Origin of the sequence: Amycolatopsis cihanbeyliensis, assembly GCF_006715045.1 — a bacterium.
Classification (GTDB): Bacteria; Actinomycetota; Actinomycetes; order Mycobacteriales; family Pseudonocardiaceae; genus Amycolatopsis; species Amycolatopsis cihanbeyliensis.
On the sequence record NZ_VFML01000002.1, the window covers coordinates 182,391 to 204,771 of the forward strand.

Sequence of the window (22,381 nt, forward strand, 5' to 3'; positions counted from 1 at the left end):
CCATGCCGCAACCAGGCAAGAGCGCCGTGGTGATCCCGGTACCGGCGGCCGATCCCCTACTCGACGCGGTGCGGGAACGGCACCCCGGCATCGTGCGGGACGTGCCCGCCCACCTGTCCGTACTGTATCCGTTCCTGACCGCGGACGAGCTCGACGACCACACGGTCGGCACCCTGGAGTCGATCTTCGCGGAGCGGGCGCCCGCCGAGGTCGGCTTCCCCGGCTGCGCACGGCAACCCGGTTTCGTGTACCTGCCGCCCGAGCCGCCGACCGCTGTCCGGGAACTCTCCACCACCGTGCGGCGGCACTGGCCGGGCCTGCTCCCCTACGGCGGCGCGTTCGGCGATCCACCCCCGCACCTGACCGTGGCCATGGGGATCGACGAGCCGGTCGCCGGCGAGATCGAGCGGCAGGTCGGGCCCTACCTCCCCGTACGCACCCGACTCGAGGAGGCCTGGCTGGTGGTGTACACCGATCGCTGGACGGTGCGGGCCCGGTTCCCCTTCGGTGGTGGCCCCTAGCGACGCCGCTCCATCACCACCCGATCGCGACTCGAACATACGGTCGATTATACGGTATGGTGAGCCTGTGAACAGGACTTTCGGCATCGACACCACACCGAGTGGCACGTCCGGATGCGCAACGGACTCCCGGAGTCATCCCACCCGCCTTCCTGGACCCGAAACGAAGACCCAGACGCAATCTGCTGCACCACCAGGGAAAGGAGGCCGCCGGACTTGACCTCTGGCGCGGTCGAGGTAGCAGGCTCGTGGCGTACCTGCTGATCGACACCGAATGAGGAGCCTGAGTGGTGACAGCTTCCGAGGACGGGATGCATCTCTGGTCCGCACGCGATACGGCCAAGGCGATCGCGGGGCGGGAGGTGAGCGCATCCTCCGTCGCCGATGCCTACCTGGCGCGAATCCAGCGGTACAACGGCGAAGTCGGGGCGGTGGTCTCCCTCGACGAGGAGGGGGCGCGGTCGGCGGCCGCGGCCGCCGACGAGACGCTGGCGCAGGGGCAGGGGCACCGCGTGGGGCCGCTGCACGGCGTGCCGATGACCCTCAAGGATGCGCATGACATCGCCGGAATGCGCACGACGGTCGGCACGACGGTACTCGACCGCGTGCCGCACGAAGATGGCGCCGTGGCCGCGCGCCTGCGAGCCGCTGGGGCGATTCTCATCGGTCATAGCAACGTGCCGCCGTGGCTGGCCGACTACGAGACCACCAACCCGATCTTCGGGCGCACGGCGAACCCCTGGGACCCCGCGCGCACCCCTGGTGGCTCCAGCGGCGGGGCGGCCGCGGCGCTGGCCGCCGGCATGACCCCGCTCGACATCGGCTCCGATCTCGCGGGTTCGGCGCGGCTGCCCGCCTCGTTCTGCGGCGTCTACGGGCTGAAGACGACCGAGCACCGGGTACCGCTGACCGGCTTCCTGCGCGAGCCGGAAGGGATCCCCCGGACAGTCCGGATCGCCTCCTGCATCGGCCCGCTCGCGCGCGATCTCGACGACCTCCGGCTCGCCCTGGACCTGATCTCCGGTCCCGACGGCCGCGACAGCGACGTGCCGCCGGTGCCACTCGACACCCCGGAAGAGCGCCCGCTCGCCGGCCTGCGGCTGGCGGTCGCGCCGACCGTGCCCGGAGCGGACGTCGCCCCGGACGTGCGAGCGCGGATCGTGCGGCTGGCGGAGGACGCGGCCGAGGCCGGGGCACGGGTGGAGCAGGCCCTGCCGGACGTGGACTGGGAAGGGCAGCAGACACTCTTCGCGGACCTGTTCGCCGCGCTCATCGGCGCCGCCGATCCCGACGCCCCGCTGCCGGACGAGCAACGCACGTTGCTGTGGTACTTCAGGGCGTTGCAGCGGCGCGACGCGTTCATCCGCGAGTGGGAGGAGTTCTTCGCCGGTATCGACGCGCTCCTGCTGCCCGCCGCCGCGTCCACCGCGTTCCCCCACGGCGAGGGCCGCGGCGGGAACGGGAACGACACGGTGACCCTCACCGGCTACCCCGACCAGGAGCGCCTCCTGGCGTTCTCCAACCTCGCCGGGCTACCGGGGCTGGCCGTTCCGGCGGGGCTCAGCGAGGTGGACGGGCTGCCCATCGGGGCCCAGCTCGTCGGACCCCGATGGTCGGAAGCGCGGCTGCTCGGGATCGCCGGGAGTCTCGAGCGCGCCGGCGTGCTGCCCGGGTTCCAGGCACGCCCGTAGACCCGGGGTGACCAGGCGAACCGAGCTGGGGCACTACGGCGGTACGGCGGTACGGCCTGACGCGGCGAATGCCGTCGCGACGCGGGCAAGCCAGGCGGCCTCGGCCGCCAGGTCCGACTCCTCGGCCGGTTCCCGCCGGGTGTCCTCCTCGGCGGCGGGTGGACCCGCGTCCTTGCGCCGCAGGGCCGCCGCGATGTCCGCAGCCTCGACGGCGGCATCCAGGTCAGGGCCGCTCAGGCCGGTGGCCTCCGCGGCCCGGCGGTGTGCGGCCGTGCCATCCGGGTCGCGGTAGGGGGCGAGGATCAGCAGCCCGTCCCGGATCTCGATCACCCGGCGATAGAGGCGGAAACCCATGTCGTGTCGCGGCGCGTCTCCCTGCACCGCCTGTGGTGAGGTCAACGCGATCTCCGGGGCCGCCCGGTACAGCGCCCGCCACAACGGATACAGCCGCCGGTGTGCCCGCCACTGGCCGGGCCACCGCAGCAGGCCGGCGATCCGCGGCCCCAGCGCGGGGATCGCGGCGCCGAGGATGATCGCCAGCACGGACAGCGCGGGCATACCCACCGCGAAGGTGCAGCCCACGGTGGAGAACGGGCCGGCGCACAGCGCCTCGGCCGGTGGCCCGGCGCCGAGCACCTCGCCGAGCACACTGACCACCTTCTGCGCCACGTACGCCAGGCCGAGCAGGCACCCGGTGAACACCAGGATCATGCCCGCCCGCAGATACCCACGCGCGTGCCGGATGGTGCCCGCCCCGAGCCAGCCGAGGTCCACCAGCGCGACACCGAGATAGGCCGAGTAGACCAGGGTGTACACCGCAAGGGTCGGTTGCTCGCGGTAGAGACCGGTGAAGATCCCGGTTCCCTCCGGAACCCGGCTCAGGAAGAACATCGCGGTCAACACCGCGAGCGCTGCGAGCAACGCGCCCAGCCGCCACCGCGAGTGTGCCCTGGCCCGCTCCGGCGGGTGGCTGACGTGGCGCATCAGGGTGAGGAAGCCATACGCGGCGATCAGCGTGCAGACATTGGACAGCAGCCTGCCGAGGCTCGGAATGATCCGGCTCTCCACCGCCTGCACCGCCGGCGCCAGGAAGAAGAACGCCGCCCCGAGTGCGAGCAGGATCACCATCATCGGCGCCTGGGTCGGCTTCCGTGGCCCCCGCCTGCGCCGCAGGAACGCCAGCCCGGCGAGGAGGAACGCGATGAGCGCGACCAGGATGAACAGTGTGCTGACCATACTCCCCGTCTTCTCGACGTCTTCTCGCCGAACGCGACGCCCAGCGGCGAGGTAGCTTACCGGGCACGCTCAGAAACCGAAGATGTCCTTGACCCGCGCCATCCGCTCGGCCACCTCGGGCGGCAGGGGGCGGTCGGTCAGCTGGGCGCGCCGGCTACCGGCTTGCTGCCACAGCAGGGAGGCGATCATCTCTGCCTCCTGCTCGTCCTCGCTGGAGTACGCCGAGCGGGCGAACAGGTGCTCGATCAGCTCCGGCCGCACGTGCGGAGCCATCCGGGCCGCGTCGCCGACGCTGAGCAGGCACTCGCCCTCGTGTTCGGCGATCATATGGCCGACCTCGTGCAGGATGATGTGGTCCTGGTGCAGGGAGCTGGTCTGCGCGGCGTAGACGATCACGTCGCGGTCGGCCTCCCGCACCCACATCCCGCAGGTTCCGCCCGCGGCCCGGGCCGTCGGATACAGGTCGATGGGCCTGCCCCGGTGCTGCTCCAGCCGATCCACCAACTGATCGACGTCCAGCGGCACCGGGATTCCGACGGAACGTTCCAGCTCGCGCACCCGTGCCTCGCTGCGTCGCCGCAACTCCGCATAACGCACGGCGGTGTCACTCCTCCCGACAGCCCCCGCCAGAGGCGGATCCGCTGTCCGGGCCAGCCTCATACAGGCGGCCTGGTGCCTCCCCTCACCACGATCCCGCCCGCCGGACATCATGTCACGCTTCGTCCGCCTCCGCGGCGGCACTACTACCCCGCCTGCGGCGGCGGGGGCCGGTCGAGCGGTCCTCGTACCGCCCGAGCTCGCTGATGATGTTGACCACCGAACGGCGCGCCTCCGGACTCAACTTCATCGTCCGCAAGGCGACATCGCGGACCTCGGCGTCCCGCATCGCCTGCAGGATCTCGATCTCGTCGTCGATCAGCTTCGCCTGCGCGTCGTCGAAGAAGTACGCCACCGGGACACCGAAGAAGTCGGCGAGCGCCTCGAGATGGTGCTTGGTCGGGTTGTCCCGCAGGCCCTTGCGGAGTTGCCAGATGTAGGCGGCCGAGATGGTGGGGCCGTCCTTGGCCTTGATCGCCTGCGCGACCTCCTCGTAGCTGTACGGGCCACGGTCGGCGGGATGCACCACCGTGAGCAGGTGATCGAGCTTCTGCGCGAGCGATCGCCCCTCAGTCATGTCGCGCAACCTTTCCCCAGTAACACTCATGCCAGTAGTGAGTTACAGCCTAGCTCGTTTACATCAGTTGAGAGTATCGCAGCTCCGGCTTATGCTATCCACCTCGGACGTAAACCGAGATAAACGGCCGGGCATCTCCTGGGGGTAGGTGCCCGGCCGTTTCTGTCTACAAATCCCTCACCAGCCGTTGACCGGCACACCCTCGGTGACCGAGCTTCACATCGAACAACGTTCACGTCAGTGCATGGCGTCCACATATGCAAAGAAGTCGCTGCGTTCACCGAGTCCACCGGGCCGTACCTGCTGCGGTGGTTCGACCGGAACCTGGGCGCGGGCAGGTACGAGGTGGTACCGCCCCGGCCGGGCCGGGTGGCGGCAGGGCCGGTCTCGCCGAGGGCGAGAACGTCTACCTGATGGCGGGTTCGGCCAGCCCCGAGGGGCAGCGCGCCTTCGCCGCGTTCGCCGCATCGCCGGAAGGCCAGCGCATCGCGATGGCCGGTGACGAGGACGGCGCCTTCGTGCGGCTCCCGGTGAACACCGAGGTGGACATGTCCCAGATCCGTTCCGACCAGCGCTGGTCGGTGTTCGACGAGGTCTACGACCCTACGGCCGCTACGTGCCGAACGTGCCCAACTGGACATCGCTGCGCCAGCAGTCCGCCGAGGCGATCAACGCGTGGCCGCCGACTGCTCCGCGCGACCGCAGCAGCGGATGACCGAACTGGCAGGCCGGTTCACCGAGGAAGCTGAGGAAGCAGGGGGTGCTCGCGCGTTGAGCCGCGCCGACCAGCGGGAACGCCGGGCGGGCGTGGTGCGGCGCGGCGCGGTCTGGTGCCCTGGTTGTTCCTCGCGCCCGCGCTGCTGCTGTTCCTGTACTTCAAGCTCATCCCGATCGGCAGGGCCATCGGGATGAGCTTCTACGAGGTGCGGCCGTTCCTCGGTAACGAGTGGGTGGGCCTGGTGGACAACTACGGCGAGGTCGTCGGCAGCCCCGGCTTCCTGCGGACCATCGGCCAGACCCTGCTGCTGGCCGCGGGCACCACGATCGGCTCCATCGTGTTCGGCCTGATACTCGCGCTGGCGGTCGAAGGCAGGGCCCGACATCTGTGGTTCGTCCGGACCGCCCCCTTCCTCCCGGTGGTCGCCGCTGCGCACCTTCTGGTCGGTGGTGCTGCCGCTGTGCCGTCCCGCGCTGGCGGTGATCGCCGTCTTCGGCTTCACCATGATCTGGGATCAGCACCTGTTGCCGCCGATCGTGGCCACCGAACCCGGCCAGTACACCCTGCCGATCGCGTTGCGCACCCCGCGCAGCGACGAGGAGGTGGGTTCCGGGATGTTGCTGGCCGGCGCGCTGCTTGCGCTACTGCCCTCGGTGGTGGCCTTCCTCGCCATGCGGCGACAGTTCATGCGCGGGCTCACCGCGGGGGCGATAATGGGGTGAGCCACCGGTTCTCACAGCCACCCCACCCGATCGCCGAGGGCGGCGGCCATCCGCTGGGCGGGCGCCTCCGCCGAAGCGGCCGGGGCGACCCGGTCGAGGACCGCGGCCCACTCCAGGATGATCGTGGCCACCGTCTCCGCCCGGCGCTCGTCCTCGCTGCGGTATCCGGTCCGCCGCAACGCTCTGCGTACCGCCTCGGGATCGAGATCCGGGTAACGCGCACGTAGGTCCCCGGGATCGACCCCGGGGTACAGCTCGGTGAGCAGCTCGTCGTCCCGCTCGTCACTGTCGCTACCGGCCAGGATGTGCCCGAGCTCGTGCAGGATGATGTGCCGCTGGTGCGCGTGGGTGGTCTCCTGCTGGTACAGAATGTAGTCGGCATCCCTGGCCGCGATCCAGGCGCCGAACGGTCCGGGAACCGGAATCGGGTGCGGCACCAGCCTGATCGCCCGCCCGCGCCGCTCCCCCACCCGCCGGCACAGCTCCTCGACATCCAGCGGTGGACGGATATCCAACGCGCGCAACAGCTCACGGCACCGGCGCCGCAGCTCCCGCTCTCTCACTCGCCACCCCGTTCGGCACATCCCGAGTGCACTTCCACCCCTGCGAATGCTCAGGTGAGCACTGACATTTCCACGAGTCTAGGCACCTCGGGTCAGGTTAGCGAGGAAAGCCCTATATAGCACGTGAAAATCACCTGAACGCGGGTGCCACGGGATGCGCGCACCGCGCGGCGGACCCCATAGGGTGTCGGCGCAGCGGGAGGTGACCGGAGTCGTGGACGGGGTCGACTACTACGAGTTGCTCGGCGTGGGGCGAGATGCTTCCCCTGCCGAGATCAAGTCGGCGTACCGGTCGCTCGCCAGGACCATGCATCCGGACGCCGGTGGCACCGCCGGAACCTTCCGCCTGCTGCGGGAGGCCTACGAGACACTCAACGATCCGCGGCTACGGGCCGAGTACGACGAGGGTGAGCCGGACACCGACGAGGAGGAGTCCGCACCCCCGCCGCAGCCCCCGCCCCCGCGGACGCGCCGCCCTGGCACCACCCGGTACCGCCAGGGCGGGCGGACCCGCGGGTTCGGAGAGGATCCCGGGTTCACCGCGCCGGCCCCGCGGATGGCGCTGCAGACGATCCCGTGGTGGGACCGGGTGCACGCGGACGAACCCATCCTGTGCGTGCCGCGGCGCGGGCCGGGGCACGCGCCCGGGCTGGGCGCCCTCGCCACGGCGGCCCTGCTACTGCTCGCGCTGCCGCTCGGCATCCTCTCCGGCCCGGTGCTGATCGCCTGGCTGGTGTTACTGGCGGCCGCGCTGGGTGCGGTGGTGGTGCTGTCCCGCCGCTACCAGGCGGCAGCCCGCACCGACCGCGCGTTCACCGCGGAGTTCGGTGGGCGGCAGGTGCACGGTCGCGCCGGGCAGGAGACCGACGAGCTGGGCGAGCGGCTCACCGAGGACCTGCTCTCCCGCTACCTCACCCGGATGCCGGGTGCGCGGGTCTTCCACGGCCTCGCCTGGCCCGAGTCGGTGTTCGCCGACGTGCACCACGCCGTGCTGTGCGGAAGGCGGCTGGTGCTCGTCGAGTCGAAGCTGTGGCTGCCGGGGCACTACACGGCAGGCCGGGACGGCACGCTGTGGCGCAACGGGAACCGGTTCCGCGGCGGCGGCAGCAGGCTGGCCGAGAGCGTCGCCGCCTACCGCGAGCTGTTACCCGAGGTGGAGGTGCGCGGGGTGCTGATCGTGTACCCGAGCCGGTGGGGCGAGGTGACCACCGGCGAGGCCACCGGGGTGCCGGTACCGCCGATGACCCCCGAGCAGTTCGTCCGCGAGGTCGGTGACTGGCTGGCCGTGGACCCGTGCACCGTGGACCGGGATGTCGTCCGCACGGTGCACGGCCAGGTGGTCTCCGCCTGACACGGCGTCGGAGAACCGCCGGGAGCCGCGCCCCGCGACATGACACAGGTCACAGGATGCGCTCCCGGCTGAGGCTAGTACGGTTCTAAGCGCATGCTTAGTCAGCTCAGTGCTCAGTACAGCTCAGCGTCGAGTCCGAGGAGGAAACCGTGTCCGAATCACCGTCCAGGGTCGCGATCGTCACCGGGGCAGGCCGAGGCATCGGCGCGGCGATCGCCAACCGTCTCGCCGCCGACGGGTTCGCCGTCGGCCTGCTCGATCTGGACGAGGCGAGCTGCGCGCGGGGCGCGGAGGCCATCACCGCCGACGGTGGGCGCGCACTCGGGATCGGCGTGGATGTGAGCGACACCGAGCAGGTGGAGGCCGCCGTCACCCGGGTGGCGGAGGAACTGGGCCCGCCGACCGTTCTGCTGAACAACGCCGGCATCACCAGGGACAACCTGCTGTTCAAGATGACCGACCAGGATTGGGACTCGGTACTGGGGGTACACCTGCGGGGCTCCTTCCTGATGAGCCGCGCGGTGCAGAAGTACATGACCGAGCAGGGCTGGGGCCGCATCGTGAACCTGTCCAGCACCTCGGCGCTCGGCAACCGCGGGCAGGCCAACTACTCCACCGCGAAGGCCGGGATGCAGGGGCTGACCAAGACGTTGGCCATCGAGCTGGGCAAGTTCGGGGTCACGGTCAACGCGATCGCGCCAGGGTTCATCGCCACCGAGATGACCGCGGCCACCGCCGAACGCATCGGCATGTCCTTCGAGGACATGCAGCAGGCGGCCGCGCAGGAGATCCCGGTGCGCCGGGTCGGCCAGCCGGAGGACATCGCGAACATGGCCGCCTTCTTCGTCAGCGACCAGGCGTCCTTCGTCTCCGGCCAGGTCATCTACGTGGCCGGCGGCCCGAAGGCCTGAGCGGGAGGACATCGTCATGCGCGTCTTCTCCGGCCTGGACTCCTTCGCCGCCGCGGTCGGCGAGCGGCTCGGGCACAGTGAATGGCACACGATCACCCAGGAACAGGTGAACCAGTTCGCCGAGGCCACCGGCGACCACCAGTGGATTCACCTCGACACGGAGCGCGCCGCGAGCGGGCCGTTCGGCGGCACGATCGCCCACGGCTACCTGACGCTCTCCCTGATTCCGATGCTGGGCAAGGAGATCTACCAGGTCGACAACCTGACCATGGGGATCAACTACGGGCTGAACAAGGTGCGGTTCCCGCAGCCGGTGCGGGTCGGTTCCCGGGTACGGGCGACCGCCGAGCTGGTCGAGGTCTCCACGGCCGCCCATGGCGCCATCCAGGCCATCGTGCGCTGGACCATCGAGATCGAGGGCGAGGACAAACCGGCCTGCGTCGCCGATACCGTCGCCCGGCTACATGCCTGAGCGGCGGCCCGGTATGTCGAGCGCTCAGGCATACCGACTGGTCGGTACTATCCTCGGCCATGCGAGGTAAGGAGTGTCGATGACGGATACCGGGCCGCCAGGACTCGACCTGGCACGACTGCGAGCCCACCTGGACACGCGGCTACCCGGGCTGGCCGCGGGGCCGTTGCGGGCCGAGGTCGTGGCAGGCGGCCGGTCCAACCTCACCTACGTGGTCACCGACGGCACCGATGAGTGGGTGCTGCGCAGGCCGCCGCTCGGGCACGTGCTGCCGACCGCGCACGACATGTCCCGGGAGTACCGGGTGGTCTCGGCACTGCACCCGACCGCCGTCCCGGTACCCCGCACGTTGCTGCTGGGTGCGGACGAGGACGTGCTCGGCGCCCCGTTCTACCTGATGGAGCTGGTGCGCGGCACTCCGTACCGCACCGAGCAGGAGCTGTCCGCGCTCGGGTCGGAGCGTACGAGGTCGATCGCGCTGGACCTGATCGACACCCTTGTCGAGTTGCACGCGGTCGATCCGGCCGCGGTGGGGCTGGCCGATTTCGGCCGGCCGGAAGGATTTCTGCACCGGCAGCTGCGCCGGTGGAAGAAGCAGCTGGACGGCTCCCGCAGCCGGGACCTGCCCGGGATCGACCGGTTGCATGACCGGCTGGCCGCCGCCGTGCCCGACTCCCCCGCGCCGGCGATCGTGCACGGCGACTACCGGCTGGACAACGTGCTGGTGAGCGGGCAGGACCGGATCACAGCGGTACTCGACTGGGAGATGTCCACCCTCGGTGATCCGCTGACCGATCTCGCCCTGATGGTCGCCTACGCCCAGCGGGAGACCTTGGGACTGACCTTCGTGGCCAACCCCAGCGGCGCCCCGGGTTACCCGGGCGTGCCGGAGATCGTCGAGCGCTACGCCGAGCGTTCCGGCCGGGACGTCTCCGGGCTGAACTGGTACGTCGGGCTGGCATTCTTCAAGCTGGCGGTGATCCTCGAGGGCATCCACTACCGCTACCGCGAGGGGCAGACCGTCGGCGCGGGCTTCGAGCAGGCCGGCGACGGCGTGTTCCCGCTGATCGACCGTGGCAACGAGATCCTCGGGGAAGGGACTGGATGATGGATTTCGCGTTCGACGCCAAGACCGAGGAGTTGCGCTCGCGGCTGCTCGCCTTCATGGAGGAGCACGTCCACCCGGCCGAGCCGGTGTTCGCCGAGCAGCTCGCCGAGCGGGAGGACCCGTGGTCGAGCGTGCCGATCGTGGCCCGGCTGCAGGCCGAGGCGCGCAGCAGGGGCCTGTGGAACTTCTTCCTTCCCGGCGAGCACGGCGGCGGACTGACCAATCTCCAGTACGCGCCGCTGGCCGAGATCACCGGCCGCAGCCCGCAGCTTGCGCCCAACGCGCTGAACTGCGCGGCGCCGGACACCGGGAACATGGAAGTGCTCGCGATGTTCGGTACCGAGCGGCAGCGGCAGGAATGGCTGCGCCCGCTGCTGGACGCCGAGATCCGCTCGGCCTTCGCGATGACCGAGCCGGATGTGGCCTCCTCGGATGCGCGCAACATCGCCACCCGGATCGAGCGCGACGGCGACTCCTACGTGATCAACGGCCGCAAGTGGTACATCTCCGGCGCGATGAACCCGAGTTGCCGGATCCTCATCGTGATGGGCAAGACCGACCCGGACGCCGAGCCGCACCGGCAGCAGAGCATGATCCTGGTGCCGAGGGACACCCCCGGTGTGCGGATCAAGCGCGGGATGCGGGTGTTCGGCTACTCCGACGGCGACCACGGCGGCCACGCCGAGATCGTGTTCGACAACGTCCGGGTGCCCGCGGAGAACCTGGTGGGCGAGGAGGGCGGCGGCTTCGCCATCGCGCAGGCCCGGCTCGGCCCCGGTCGGATCCATCACTGCATGCGGCTGATCGGGATGGCCGAGCGGGCGATCGAGCTGATGTGCCGGCGCGCGGTCGAGCGCTCGGCCTTCGGCAAGCCGCTGGCCAGGCAGGGGGTGATCCAGGACTGGATCGCCGAGTCCAGGGTGCGGGTGGAGCAGCTGCGCCTGCTGGTGCTGAAGACCGCCTGGCTGATGGACACCGTGGGCAACCAGGGTGCGCACACCGAGATCCAGTCGATCAAGATCGCCACCCCCTCCTCGGTCGAGTGGATCCTGGACAAGGCGATCCAGCTACACGGTGCCGGTGGCGTCAGCCAGGACTTCCCGCTCGCCGAGCTCTGGGCCGCCGCCCGGATGCTCCGCCTCGCCGACGGCCCGGACGAGGTGCACAAGCGCTCCCTCGCCCGCCGCGAACTCAGCCACTACCTGCCAAAGGAGGCCTGATGTCCACAGTGGACTCAGACGACCTGCGCCAACGGGCACGGGAGTTCCTGCGCGAGCACGACCACACCACCGTGGAGCGGCTGGAGTTCCTCCGCGCCAGGTTCGACGCCGGGCTCGCCTGGGTACACTTCCCCTCCGGCCTGGGCGGGCTCGACGCGCCGCGGGCGGCACAGGCGGTGGTGGACGCCGAGTTCGAGGCGGTGGGCGCGCCGGACAACGACCCGAGGCGGATCGGCATCGGCCTGGGCATGGCGGCGCCGACGATCCTGCAGTTCGGCACCGAGGAACAGCAACAGCGCTTCCTCCGCCCGTTGTGGACAGGCGAGGAGGTGTGGTGCCAGCTGTTCTCCGAGCCGGGCGCGGGCTCGGACCTCGCCGCGCTGGGCACCCGCGCCGAGTGGGACGGCGCGGGCTGGGTGGTGGAGGGGCAGAAGGTATGGACCTCCAGCGCGCACGTCGCGCGCTGGGCCATCCTGGTCACCCGCACCGATCCGGACGTGCCGAAGCACCAGGGCATGACCTACTTCGTCGCCGACATGACCGCACCAGGGGTCGAGGTCCGGCCGCTGCGCCAGCTCACCGGCGAGGCCGAGTTCAACGAGGTGTTCCTCAACGACGTGCGGATCCCGGACACGCAGCGGCTCGGCGAGGTCGGCGAGGGCTGGCGGGTGGCGCAGTCGACGTTGATGAACGAGCGGGTCGCCATCGGCGGCCGCCCGATGCCACGCGAGGGCGGCATGGTCGGCGTGGTGGCACGGACCTGGCGGGAACGGCCCGAGCTGCGCACGCCCGAGTTGCACGACCGCCTGCTGACGCTGTGGGTCCAGGCCGAGGCGGCCCGGCTCGCCGGCGACCGGCTGCGCCAGCAACTCGCGGTCGGCAGGCCCGGACCGGAGGGTTCGGCGATGAAGCTGGCCTTCGCCCGGCTGAGCCAGGAACTGTCCGCGCTGGAGGTCGAACTACTCGGCGAGGAGGGCCTGCGCTACGACGACTGGACCCTACGCAGGCCGGACATCGTCGACTTCACCGGGCGCGAGGCCGGCTACCGCTACCTGCGGGCGAAGGGTAACTCCATCGAGGGCGGCACCTCGGAGGTGCTGCGCAACATCATCGCCGAGCGGGTGCTGGGCCTGCCCGCCGAACCGCGCGCGGACAAGGACGTGGCATGGAAGGACCTCCCACGATGACCGGCACACCCGACCTGCTCTACTCCGACGTGGAGACCGACCTGCGGGCCAGCGTCCGCGACTTGCTGAACGACCACGGCGACCCGGCGGCGCTGCCGGCGCGGGTGGAGAGCGACGAACTTTACGACCTGAAGCTGTGGCGTACCCTGGCCGGCGACCTCGGCACGGCCGGCCTGCTGGTGCCGGAGAACCTCGGCGGGCAGGGCGCCTCGGCCAGGGAAACGGCGCTGGTACTCGAGGAGCTCGGCCGCGGCCTTACCCCGGTGCCGTTCCTGGGCAGCGCCGTCCTGGCGACCTGCGCGCTCCTGCACACGGACACCGCCCAGCGGGCCGTCGCCGGGGTGCTGCCCCGGCTCGCCTCCGGCACGACGATCGGCTGCCTTGCGGTCCCGCTGTCCACCGCGCCGGGAACCGGCTTCCCCACCGGCGTCCACGCGACCGGCGACGGGATACTGACCGGCCGCGTCGGCACCGTCGCGGACGCCTCGGTGGCCGAGGTACTGGTGGTGCCGGCCACCGGCCAGGACGGTCCGGGGCTGTACCTGGTCGAAACCGGGGTGGAGGGAGTCGCGATCACCGGGGCGGTCCCGCTGGACCTCACCCGGCGGCTGGCCGACCTGACCCTGACCGACGTCCCGGCCCGCCGGGTGGCCGGCCAGGACGTCGCGGCGGCGGCGCTGGAGCGGGCGCTGCTGGCCGGCGCCGCACTGCTGGCCTCCGAACAACTCGGCCTCGCTCAATGGTGCCTCGACGAGACGGTCGGCTATGTCAAGCAGCGGTACCAGTTCGGCCGCCCGGTCGGCTCCTTCCAGGCCCTCAAACACCGGCTCGCCGAGGTGTACCTGCAGCTGGTCTCCGCCCGCGCCGCGGCCCGTAACGCCGCGGACACCCTGGCCAGGGGCGACGCGGATCTGCCTGCGGCCGCCGCGGTGGCGCAGGCCTACTGCGCTCCCGCCGCGGTGCACGCGGCCGAGGAATGCATCCAGCTGCACGGCGGGATCGGCATGACCTGGGAGCACCCCGCGCACCTCTACCTGAAACGCGCCAAGGCCGACGAGCTCGCGCTCGGCACGCCCGGCAGGCACCGGCGTACCCTTGCCGGGCTCATCGACCTGCCCGGCTGATCGCGCGGCGGCGCGATCGCGGACTGTCGGACCGCCGCGCTAGATTGCCGGCATGGCGGAGTTCGTACTGGTGGCGGGCGCGTGGCTGGGATCCTGGGCCTGGGCGGAGGTGGTGCCGCCGCTACGGGCGGCCGGGCACGGTGCGCATCCGTTGACGCTGTCCGGGCTGGCGGACAAGCGTGGCCTTCCGGCAGGGCAGCAGACGCACGTCCAGGACATCGTGGACGAGGTCGAACGCCATGACCTGCGCGAGGTCGTCCTGGTCGGGCACAGCTACTCGGGTATCCCGGTCGGGCAGGCCGCGGAGCGGATCGGCGACCGGCTGGCCAGGGTGGTCTTCGTCGACTCCAACGTCCCGGCCGACGGCGAGTCCTTCGTGTCGCCCTGGCCGGAGGGCCGAGCCGCGGTGGAGGCCTCGATCGCGGCCAACGGCGGGTTCTGGGCGCCGCCGGCCACGGCGGACTACACGGGCCAGGGCCTCACCGAGGGGCAGGTCGCCCGGATCGTCGGCGGCTCCACCCCGCACCCCGGGGCCACCCTCACCGAACCCGCCGTGCTGCGCCGCCCGCTCGGCGAGTTGCCCACGACCTACGTCAAGTGCCTGCTCGACGGCGAGCGGCCGAGCCCCGATGTGGCCGAGCTACTGGCCGCAGGCGAGCGCTGGCGACTGGTCACCATGGACACCGGTCACTGGCCGATGTTCTCTCGACCGCGGGAACTGGCCCGGATTCTCCTGGAGGCGACCGGAACGGTGGCCCTATGACCGGGGTGCTCGCGCGCCCCGATGGCCGCCGTTTCCGCGCGCTCGATCACGGGTGATCAGCGCCGGAGGTCGTCGAGCACGGCGCGGGCGACAGGACTCGGCTGCCCGTCCTGAAGATCGAGCGGGTCCTTGGCGTACAGCGGTGGTTGGGCCATGAAGCGGGGCGCGCGTCCGCGGTGCGGCTGGGCGGCGTGCACCAGGAACGGGTGGCACAGGTACATGTCGCCGAGGGCGCCTGTCGCCAGCGCGACAGGTCGATGCTCGGAGGCGGGGACGGCGTCGCGGCACAGCGACATCCATTCGCGCCCTTCGTCACCGCGGGTTTCGAGCAGCGGGGGCACGTCGAGATGGGAGCCGACCCGGATCCGCGTCGGAGCGTCGTCGGGGCCGACGTCCGAGAACAGGAACAGCATCAGCAACGCGCGCTCTCGGGAGCGGAGGTTGACCCTGCCCTCCCCTTGCGGCCCGGCGTAGCTGGCGTCCACATGCCATCCGTCATCGCCGGGTTGCGCGGCACCGGGGAAACGGACGGGAAAGGTGCCGAGACCGACGCGGGGAATCCACCGGCCTTCGCCGGCGAGCCGGTCGAACGCCGCGTGCAGCACGGCGGTGGTTGCGGCTTCCTGGAACGGCGGTGTCGCGAACCCGCCCAGCCGCACGACGGGCTCGGTCCAGGTCGTCGGGTCGTCCCGCGCGCATCCGGTGGCCGCCCACAACTCGTCCACGCACCGTTCCCCGGCCTCGACCGGAAAAGCCCCTTCGAGCTTGACGAAGCCATCGGTGACGAACCGCTCGACCTGCTCAGCGGTGAGAGACATGCGGGACCCCCGTCATCCGGTTGCCGGTCGCTCATGCTCACGAAGAGCGAACGGCACGGTCAACGCGTTTTCCGGCTCCCGCGCGGAAGCGGCGCGGGCGCTGACCTTCCGGCGGTCGCGGACGTGGGGCACGGCTGAGCCGCGCTCACCGCACCGGGCGCAACGAGCTCATCAGCAGATCGGCGAAATGGTCGCCGACCTGCTGGGCGGACAGCTCGCCGTCGCTGCGGTACCAGAACGCGAGGTGGTGCACGGCGCCGAAGAAGAAGTCCACGATCACCTCCGCCGGCTTGTCCGTACGGAACTCCCCCGCCCGCTGACCTTCCTCGATCAGCCCGCGAAACCGCTCGTGATAGCGGCGCCGCTCGGCACGCACAGCACGCCGCTTCTCCGGATCCAGCTGATGCATCGACTCCATGAAGATCTTGGTGTCGTCCAGGTTCGCGATGCTGCTGACCACCACATCGGACGCGGCCGAGGCCAGCCGCTCGCGCAGCGGCGCCTCCGTGACGGCGAACTTCTCCAGCCGATCGGTCTGTTCCCGCAGCACCCGGCCGTAGATCTCGGAAAGCAGGTCGTCCTTGGAGTCGAAGTAGTGGTACATCGCGCCCTTGGTGACCCCGGCCGTCGCCACGATCTCCTGCACCGAGGTCCGGTCGAAACCCTGCTCGGCGAACAGCCGCGTCGCCACGGCGAGCAGCCTCCGCGGCACCGCGGCCGCGCCCTCCGCCTGCTCGTCGGATCCCGCGTTCCGTTGCCCGTTACCCGTTTCCATGACGGTCTTCCCCTCTGTCGCTTCCGCTCCCACCCCTCGTTGCACAGGACACCTGGTGAGCGGCCCCTCACGGACGGGCAGCATACCGGCAACTCCCTGGTCAGATAATCGGCCGCAACGGGCGATTGTCCCGTGGACCATGCCGCCGCAACTCGGTCCACGCCCGCGCGAGGCGACCCACCATCTCGGACAGCACGGCGGGCTCGAGGGTGAACGGAATCCGGAGATAGTTGTCGTGCGCCCCGGTGAAGTCGGCCGACGAGCCGGGGACCACCTCCACCCCGTGGCGCAACGCGAGCTGGGCGAACACGTCGGCGCTGCCCTCGGGCAGCGCGACCCAGAGCGAGGAACCGCCGTCCGGGCTGCGCCAGCGCCAGTCGGGCAGGTACTCGCGCAGCAGCCGTTCCAGCAGCTTGCGCCGCTCCCGCTGGATGGCCGCGCGCGCCGGGGCGAGCTCGTCGAGGCGCGGCACCAGCCGGGCGGCCAGCGCCTGGTCGATCACCGGACTACCCAGGTCGGCAAGCGCCTTACGGCGGGCACACCGCTCGATGATCTCGGCGGGCCCGCGTACCCACCCGATCCGCAGCCCGCCCCACACGGCCTTGCCGAGGGAGGCCACGGTGATCGCCTCGGCCCCGGACGGGAGGTACGCGGCCAGCGGCAACGGGGCGGTCCCCCGCTCCTCCTCCAACGCGATGCCCGCGTAGGCGTTGTCCTCCAGCACGGTCACCCCGTGCCGGGCGGCGAGCTCGGCCACCCTGCGACGCCGGGTCGCCGACATCTGGATACCGGTCGGGTTGTGATAGGTCGGCATCACGTACAGCAGGCTCGGGTGGTGCGCGGCCAGTGCCGCGGCCAGTTCCCGCGTCTCGATGCCCTCGTCGTCCAGCGGCACCGGGACCAGCTCGGCGTTCACGGACCGGAAGATGTCCAGGCAGGCGGGCCAACTCGGCGACTCGACCACCACCGAGGAGGCTGTACGCAGGTACACCTCGGCGACCAGCACCAGAGCCTGCTGCGCGCCCGTGGTGACCAGCACCTGCTCCGGACCGGTCGGCAGGCCGAGCCGGGTGTAGTGCTCGGCGATCGCCGCGCGGAGCAGGGGCAGGCCGCTCGGGTGATACCCGGGGTCGGCGAGCAGGTCCGGCATATCCTCCCGGACGACGTCGGCCAGCGCCTCGGTCACCTCGGGGGCACCTTGCTCGGCGGCACAGGCCAATGAGATCAGTGGACCGGGCCCGTCGATGAGCCGCTGGAAGATCACCCCGGCCCGGCCGCCCCGCACCCCGCCGTCGCTGCGCGCCGAACGCACCTTCCCGTTCACCCGGGTACCGCTGCCCTGCCGCCGCTCCAGTACCTCCCGCGCGCGCAGCTCGTCGTAGGCACCGACCACGGTCGCCCTGCTCACGGCCAGGACGCCGGCCAGTTCGCGTTCCGAGGGCAGGCGCTCGCCGCTGCGCAGCGCACCCTCCTCGGCGGCCCTGGCGAGCGCGTCGGCCAGCTTGCGGTACAGCGGTCCCGGTCCCGCGGTCCAGTCACCGAGCAGAGTCGCGAGTGCCGAACCATCCTGAAAACGATCCATTTCACCCACCATTGGCACTGTTCGCCACCAGTCCAGTCAACGATCCTAGTAGGTGCAGAGCTGATCACGAAGAATTGGACTGGAAACTGGCCCTGGGAGGTGCGAAATGCTCACGACCTTCATGTTCCTGGCCGCGGTGGCGGCCGAACTCGTCGTTATCGGCCGCATGGTGTGGCTGTCCACCGAGGCCAGGCGAGCGCTGCCGGCCGCGGAGCCGCGGCCGGTGTGGGACCTGCTGGCCGGCGCGGCCGCGCTGCGGCAGGCCTCCCGCACCCACTCCGACCGGATCGACCGGTACCTGCGGGAACTACACGAACCGTGGCGGGCCGGGTTGGGGCGCTGAGCGCGTTCGACCCGGTGCTCACCCCAGCGCGTCCTCGACCTTGCGCTGCAGCTTGTTCATCCCACCGAGCCAACGCTCGTTCTGGGTGGCCCTCGCCGCGTAGTAGTCGGCGACCTCCGGGTGCGGCAGCACCAGGAAACGCCCTTCCGGCCAGGCTGCCAGGACGCTGTCGGCGACCTGTTCGGGCGCGATGGCGGACTCGCCCATGATCAACCGGCCGGCCGGCCCGGTGTCGGCGAGCATCCTGGTCCGCACCCCCTGCGGGCAGACCGCCTGCACGGTGATGCCGCGGTGCCGGTAGGTCGCGGCCAGCCACTCCGCGAAGGCCAGCGCGCCGTGCTTGGACACCGAGTACGGGGCGGAGCCGAGGCTGGTCAGCAGTCCCGCCGCGGACACGACGGCGAGGAAGTGCCCGCGGCCGCGGGCCAGCCAGTCCGGCAGCAGCAGCCGGGCGGCGCGGACGTGCGCCATCACGTTGACCTCCCAGGCCCCGGCCCAGGCGTCCTCGGGCGCCTCGGGGCCGCCGGTGGGCGCCACACCGGCGTTCGCGCAGAACACGTCGATCGAGCCGAGCGCGTCCCGCGCGGCCTCGATCAGTGCCCGCACGCCGTCCTCGGTCGCGGCGTCGCCGGGCAGCGGCACCCCGCCCACCTCGTCGGCCACCGCCCGGCAGGCGTCCGCATCGAGGTCGGCGACTCCCACCCTGGCACCTTCGGCCGCGAACCGCCGGGCCAGTGCCGCACCGATCCCGCCCGCGCCGCCGGTGATCACCACACCGGCCCCGGGCAGCTCGGCACTCACAGGCCACCGGCCAGCGTCACGCCACCGTCCAGCACCAGTGTCTGGCCGGTGATCCAGCCCGCCTGCTCGGACAGCAGGAACGCGACCGCGCCCGCGACATCGGCCGGGACACCGAGCCGCTTCAGCGGGTAGGGCGCGGCGGCCTCCTCCTCCCTGCCCTCGTACAGCGCGGTGGCGAACCGCGTCTTCACCACGGCGGGGGCCACCGCGTTCACCCGGATACCCGGGCCCAGCTCGTACGCCAGCTCCGTGGTCAGCCGGATCAGCGCGGCCTTGCTGACCCCGTACATGCCGATACCGGGCGAGGCTCCCAGCCCGGCGACCGAGGCCACGTTCACCACCGCCCCGCCGTGCTCCCCCATCCAGGCGTCCCGTGCGCGGCGGACCCAGCCCAGCGGCGCCAGCACGTTGACCCCGAGGATCTTGCTGGCGGCCTCCGGCTCGATGTCCACGATCGGCCCGTAGACCGGGTTGATCCCGGTGTTGTTGACCAGCAGGTCGAGCCGGCCGAAGGCCTCGATCGTGCGGGCGACCGCCTCCTCCTGGTGCGCGGGGTCATCGGCCTTGCCGGGTACCCCGATGGCCACCTGCTCGCCGCCGAGACCGGCCACGGCCTCGGCGAGCGGCTCGGGCTTGCGCGCGGTGACGCACACCCTGGCGCCGCGCGCCACGAGTTCCTCGGCGATGCCCAGCCCGATGCCGCGGCTTGCGCCGGTGACGATGGCGACGCGATCCTTGAGCGAGTCCACGGGGTAATCTCCTCCTCGTCCGCCGAAGCGACGCTGAACGTTGCCGTGCGCAGCGGGTTCCGCAAGCTCCGGGCGGCCCCCGTCACCTGGATCGCGCATCACCCTCTAAGCGCTCGCTTACAATTCTTCCATGACGCAGTCACTGCCCGCCGAGTTGTGGCCGGACGTGCAACCCGACGCCGCCCGCAGGCTGATGCTGGCCGGGGTGGAGTCCTTCGCGCGCCGCGGATACCACGCCACCACCACCCGCGACATCGCCAGTGGCGCCGGAATGAGCCCTGCCGCCCTGTACGTGCACTTCCCCTCCAAGGCGGCCCTGCTGTTCGCGATCAGCCGCAGCGGGCACGAGCAGGCGCTCGCACTCGTGGAGAACGCGATCAACGACCCGGCGCTGCACGGGGAGCCGGTGCCGGTGATGCGCAGGGTGACCGAGGACTTCGTGGCCTGGCACGCGCGCAGGCACACCGTCGCGCGAGTGGTCCAGTACGAGCTGCAGGCGCTGCCGGAGCAGGAGTACGCGGTGGTGGCCGACCTGCGCAGGCGGATCGAGCGGGCCGTCCGCGACCTGATCGAGCGGGGCCTGCGGACGGGGGTGTTCCGGGTGGGCGACGCCCGCACCGCCGCCAGGGCCGCGCTGTCGCTCGGGGTGGATGTCGCCCGCTGGTACAGCGAGCGTTCCGGCAAGGCGCCGCCGGAACTCGGCCGCGAGTACGGCGAGCTGGTGCTGCGCATGCTCGGCGCCGAGGTGGGCTGAACAGCCATGGCGGGATACTGGCATACCGACCGGCCGGTATGCCAGCGGTGAGACGTGTCGCACACGGATGTGTGGGAAGCTTGCGGTCATGCCCGAGATCGGCGCGGACGTCGACCCAGCCGAGCTGCTCACCGTGGCCAGGGAGGAAGCGAGGCTCGGCGCGCGGGAGGGCGGCGTCCCGATCGGTGCGGCGCTGTTCGGGTCCGCCGGGGAACTGCTCGGCCGCGGGCGTAACCGGCGGGTGCAGGACGGTGACCCTTCCCTGCATGCCGAGACCGCGGCCTTCCGCGCGGCGGGCAGGCGGCCGCACTACCGGGACACGATCATGGTGACCACGCTGTCCCCGTGCTGGTACTGCAGTGGCCTGGTGCGGCAGTTCGGGATTCCGCGGGTGGTGATCGGCGAGGCCCGCACGTTCACCGGCGGGCACGACTGGCTCGCCGAGCACGGCGTCCGGATCACCGTCCTGGACGACCCCGAATGCGCCGCCCTGATGCGTGCCTTCGTCGACCGGCATCCCGACCTCTGGCACGAGGACATCGGCGCCGGGCACTCATAGCACCTGGCGGGTGAGGAAGGTGAGTTTGTCGGGGTTGGCGACCGCCCGCAGCGTGGTGATGCGGTCCTCGGCGAACTCGAGGAACAGGACGCCCTGCACGGCGCCGTCCACGATGGCGAGCAGGGCGGGCTGGTCGTTCACCTCGACCACCTGGACGTCGACCTCGGCGAGATGGCGGGCGAGGCCGCGCAGCAGGTACTGCGCCACCCGCTCGCGGCCGTGGACCGGCTTGCGCGCGGCACCGACCTTCCCGCCGCCGTCGGCCCAGGAGGTGACGTCCTCGGCCAGCAGCAGCTCAAGGCCGGACAGGTCGCCCTCGCGGGCCGCCGCGAGGAAGCGTTCCACGAAGCCTCGCCAGCGCGTGCGGTCCGGCGGCGCGGTGGCCCGCTCGTCGCCGTCCGCGAGCCGCTGCTTGGCCCGGCGATGCAACTGGCGGCAGTTCGGCTCGTTCAGCTCGACGATCTCGGCGATCTCCCGGTACCCGTACCCGAACGCCTCGCGCAACACGAACACCGCCCGCTCGGTGGGGCTGAGCCGTTCCATCAACACCAGCAACGCCATCGACACGGAGTCGCGCTGCTCAGCGGTGTCCAGCGGCCCGAGCGCGCCGTCCGTGGTGAGCACCGGCTCCGGCAGCCACGGGCCGACATAGCGCTCCCGCCGGGCCCGTGCCGAGGTCAGGCGGTTCAGGCACAGGTTGGTGACGACCTTGGCCAGCCAGGCCGGGGGGTTCTCGATCGCCGCCCGGTCGGCCTGGTCCCAGCGCAGGAACGCGTCCTGCACCGCATCCTCGGCCTCGACGGCCGATCCGAGCATCCGGTAGGCGAGACCGAGGAGCCGCGGCCGCTGGTCCTCGAACTCCCGCACCGATCCGGACGTGGTCACGACCTCAGTCTCTCATCCGGCCGGAGCGCGGCCACCGGCCGGCAACGCGGTGATCACCCGGCCAGCGCGGCCTCGCCCGCCGCGGTGAGCTCGGCGGGCACCCGTGCGCCCGCGTTTCCCGGGCTCGCGGGCCGGATCAGCCCGTGCCGTGCCAGCTCGTGCGCGGTCAGCTGGTCGCAGCAGGCCACACCGTCCACGAACAGATCGGGCTCGCAGCTGCAGGACATCAGCGCCCTGCGCGCGGCCACCGCACGCAGCATGGCCCTGGCTCGATGGTTGAGTTCGCGTGGGTACGCCGGCACCGGAGCTCGCCCCCTCAGGCTGAAAATCATGGAATCACCGCCGCTCACGGAT

At 71.4% G+C, this 22,381-nt stretch carries 26 protein-coding genes; 14 read left to right on the forward strand and 12 right to left on the reverse strand.

Annotated elements, in window-relative coordinates:
• The first annotated feature begins 2 nt into the window (after positions 1-2).
• Together FB471_RS29345 and FB471_RS29350 are read left to right on the forward strand one after the other, a co-directional pair.
• A complete protein-coding gene (locus FB471_RS29345; protein ID WP_142002895.1) occupies positions 3-521 on the forward strand; it encodes a 2'-5' RNA ligase family protein in 519 nt (172 codons plus the stop codon).
• 290 nt (positions 522-811) lie between these two features.
• On the forward strand, positions 812-2,212 hold the full coding sequence (locus FB471_RS29350) for an amidase (RefSeq protein ID WP_211358285.1): 1,401 nt from the start codon (positions 812-814) through the stop codon (positions 2,210-2,212).
• Between the two features lie 33 nt (positions 2,213-2,245).
• Here the strand turns inward: FB471_RS29350 and FB471_RS29355 are convergent, their stop codons facing one another.
• From FB471_RS29355 to FB471_RS34290, 4 genes are all read right to left on the reverse strand, one after another.
• Entirely contained in the window at positions 2,246-3,448 is a 1,203-nt protein-coding gene (locus tag FB471_RS29355; protein ID WP_142002897.1) for an MAB_1171c family putative transporter, read from the reverse strand.
• 69 nt (positions 3,449-3,517) lie between these two features.
• Positions 3,518-4,045, reverse strand: a complete 528-nt coding sequence (locus tag FB471_RS29360; RefSeq protein ID WP_142002900.1) for a hypothetical protein — start codon at positions 4,043-4,045, stop codon at positions 3,518-3,520.
• 115 nt (positions 4,046-4,160) lie between these two features.
• A complete protein-coding gene (locus tag FB471_RS29365) occupies positions 4,161-4,622 on the reverse strand; it encodes a helix-turn-helix domain-containing protein (protein ID WP_246076782.1) in 462 nt (153 codons plus the stop codon).
• Between the two features lie 406 nt (positions 4,623-5,028).
• A complete protein-coding gene (locus FB471_RS34290; protein WP_170221047.1) occupies positions 5,029-5,172 on the reverse strand; it encodes a hypothetical protein in 144 nt (47 codons plus the stop codon).
• A gap of 596 nt (positions 5,173-5,768) precedes the next feature.
• Between FB471_RS34290 and FB471_RS29370 the strand changes: the two genes are divergently transcribed.
• Positions 5,769-6,062 (forward strand): ABC transporter permease subunit, encoded by a 294-nt coding sequence (locus tag FB471_RS29370; RefSeq protein ID WP_281287464.1) that lies wholly within the window; start codon positions 5,769-5,771, stop codon positions 6,060-6,062.
• Positions 6,063-6,073: 11 nt separating this feature from the next.
• Here the strand turns inward: FB471_RS29370 and FB471_RS29375 are convergent, their stop codons facing one another.
• Positions 6,074-6,625: a hypothetical protein gene (locus FB471_RS29375; protein WP_142002904.1), complete on the reverse strand. Its 552-nt coding sequence runs from the start codon at positions 6,623-6,625 to the stop codon at positions 6,074-6,076.
• Positions 6,626-6,809: 184 nt separating this feature from the next.
• Here FB471_RS29375 and FB471_RS29380 point away from each other — a divergent pair, with 184 nt between their 5' ends.
• The 8 genes from FB471_RS29380 to FB471_RS29415 all read left to right on the forward strand — a co-directional run bounded on the left by FB471_RS29380 (position 6,810) and on the right by FB471_RS29415 (position 14,761).
• On the forward strand, positions 6,810-7,976 hold the full coding sequence (locus FB471_RS29380; protein ID WP_425457119.1) for a J domain-containing protein: 1,167 nt from the start codon (positions 6,810-6,812) through the stop codon (positions 7,974-7,976).
• 149 nt (positions 7,977-8,125) lie between these two features.
• Positions 8,126-8,887, forward strand: coding sequence for a 3-oxoacyl-ACP reductase FabG (gene fabG / locus FB471_RS29385; protein WP_142002906.1), 762 nt, complete (start codon positions 8,126-8,128; stop codon positions 8,885-8,887).
• 16 nt (positions 8,888-8,903) lie between these two features.
• Complete coding sequence (locus FB471_RS29390; protein WP_142002908.1) at positions 8,904-9,359, forward strand: MaoC family dehydratase; 456 nt, start codon at positions 8,904-8,906, stop codon at positions 9,357-9,359.
• 79 nt (positions 9,360-9,438) lie between these two features.
• Positions 9,439-10,467, forward strand: coding sequence for a phosphotransferase family protein (locus FB471_RS29395; protein ID WP_142002910.1), 1,029 nt, complete (start codon positions 9,439-9,441; stop codon positions 10,465-10,467).
• Positions 10,467-11,687: an acyl-CoA dehydrogenase family protein gene (locus tag FB471_RS29400; RefSeq protein ID WP_142002912.1), complete on the forward strand. Its 1,221-nt coding sequence runs from the start codon at positions 10,467-10,469 to the stop codon at positions 11,685-11,687. Before FB471_RS29395 ends, FB471_RS29400 begins: the two co-directional genes overlap by 1 nt.
• Entirely contained in the window at positions 11,687-12,874 is a 1,188-nt protein-coding gene (locus FB471_RS29405; RefSeq protein ID WP_142002914.1) for an acyl-CoA dehydrogenase family protein, read from the forward strand. The genes FB471_RS29400 and FB471_RS29405 overlap by 1 nt, the downstream gene beginning before the upstream one ends.
• Positions 12,871-13,998, forward strand: a complete 1,128-nt coding sequence (locus FB471_RS29410; protein ID WP_142002916.1) for an acyl-CoA dehydrogenase family protein — start codon at positions 12,871-12,873, stop codon at positions 13,996-13,998. The genes FB471_RS29405 and FB471_RS29410 overlap by 4 nt, the downstream gene beginning before the upstream one ends.
• Positions 13,999-14,050: 52 nt before the next feature.
• Positions 14,051-14,761 carry an alpha/beta fold hydrolase gene (locus FB471_RS29415; RefSeq protein WP_142002918.1) on the forward strand — a complete coding sequence of 237 codons (711 nt, stop codon included), beginning with the start codon at positions 14,051-14,053 and terminating at the stop codon, positions 14,759-14,761.
• A 56-nt stretch (positions 14,762-14,817) separates the two neighbouring features.
• Here FB471_RS29415 and FB471_RS29420 read toward each other — a convergent pair whose 3' ends face one another.
• The 3 genes from FB471_RS29420 to FB471_RS29430 all read right to left on the reverse strand — a co-directional run bounded on the left by FB471_RS29420 (position 14,818) and on the right by FB471_RS29430 (position 17,948).
• Complete coding sequence (locus FB471_RS29420) at positions 14,818-15,579, reverse strand: phytanoyl-CoA dioxygenase family protein (RefSeq protein WP_142002920.1); 762 nt, start codon at positions 15,577-15,579, stop codon at positions 14,818-14,820.
• 145 nt (positions 15,580-15,724) lie between these two features.
• Positions 15,725-16,354, reverse strand: a complete 630-nt coding sequence (locus FB471_RS29425; RefSeq protein ID WP_142002923.1) for a TetR/AcrR family transcriptional regulator — start codon at positions 16,352-16,354, stop codon at positions 15,725-15,727.
• 100 nt (positions 16,355-16,454) lie between these two features.
• Positions 16,455-17,948, reverse strand: a complete 1,494-nt coding sequence (locus FB471_RS29430; RefSeq protein ID WP_142002925.1) for an aminotransferase-like domain-containing protein — start codon at positions 17,946-17,948, stop codon at positions 16,455-16,457.
• 94 nt (positions 17,949-18,042) lie between these two features.
• On the opposite strand from FB471_RS29430, the gene FB471_RS29435 reads away from it, so the two are divergent.
• On the forward strand, positions 18,043-18,279 hold the full coding sequence (locus FB471_RS29435) for a hypothetical protein (protein WP_142002927.1): 237 nt from the start codon (positions 18,043-18,045) through the stop codon (positions 18,277-18,279).
• An 18-nt stretch (positions 18,280-18,297) separates the two neighbouring features.
• Here FB471_RS29435 and FB471_RS29440 read toward each other — a convergent pair whose 3' ends face one another.
• Complete coding sequence (locus FB471_RS29440) at positions 18,298-19,080, reverse strand: SDR family oxidoreductase (RefSeq protein ID WP_142002929.1); 783 nt, start codon at positions 19,078-19,080, stop codon at positions 18,298-18,300.
• Positions 19,077-19,829, reverse strand: a complete 753-nt coding sequence (locus FB471_RS29445) for an SDR family oxidoreductase (protein ID WP_142002931.1) — start codon at positions 19,827-19,829, stop codon at positions 19,077-19,079. The genes FB471_RS29440 and FB471_RS29445 overlap by 4 nt, the downstream gene beginning before the upstream one ends.
• 130 nt (positions 19,830-19,959) lie before the next feature.
• Here FB471_RS29445 and FB471_RS29450 point away from each other — a divergent pair, with 130 nt between their 5' ends.
• Together FB471_RS29450 and FB471_RS29455 are read left to right on the forward strand one after the other, a co-directional pair.
• Entirely contained in the window at positions 19,960-20,583 is a 624-nt protein-coding gene (locus tag FB471_RS29450; protein WP_142002933.1) for a TetR/AcrR family transcriptional regulator, read from the forward strand.
• An 88-nt stretch (positions 20,584-20,671) separates the two neighbouring features.
• Positions 20,672-21,142 (forward strand): nucleoside deaminase, encoded by a 471-nt coding sequence (locus tag FB471_RS29455; protein ID WP_142002935.1) that lies wholly within the window; start codon positions 20,672-20,674, stop codon positions 21,140-21,142.
• On the opposite strand, the gene FB471_RS29460 is transcribed toward FB471_RS29455, so the two are convergent.
• Entirely contained in the window at positions 21,137-22,027 is an 891-nt protein-coding gene (locus FB471_RS29460; RefSeq protein WP_211358286.1) for an RNA polymerase sigma-70 factor, read from the reverse strand. The genes FB471_RS29455 and FB471_RS29460 overlap by 6 nt on opposite strands.
• A gap of 53 nt (positions 22,028-22,080) precedes the next feature.
• On the reverse strand, positions 22,081-22,287 hold the full coding sequence (locus tag FB471_RS29465; protein ID WP_246076859.1) for a hypothetical protein: 207 nt from the start codon (positions 22,285-22,287) through the stop codon (positions 22,081-22,083).
• Between the last annotated feature and the right edge of the window lie 94 nt (positions 22,288-22,381).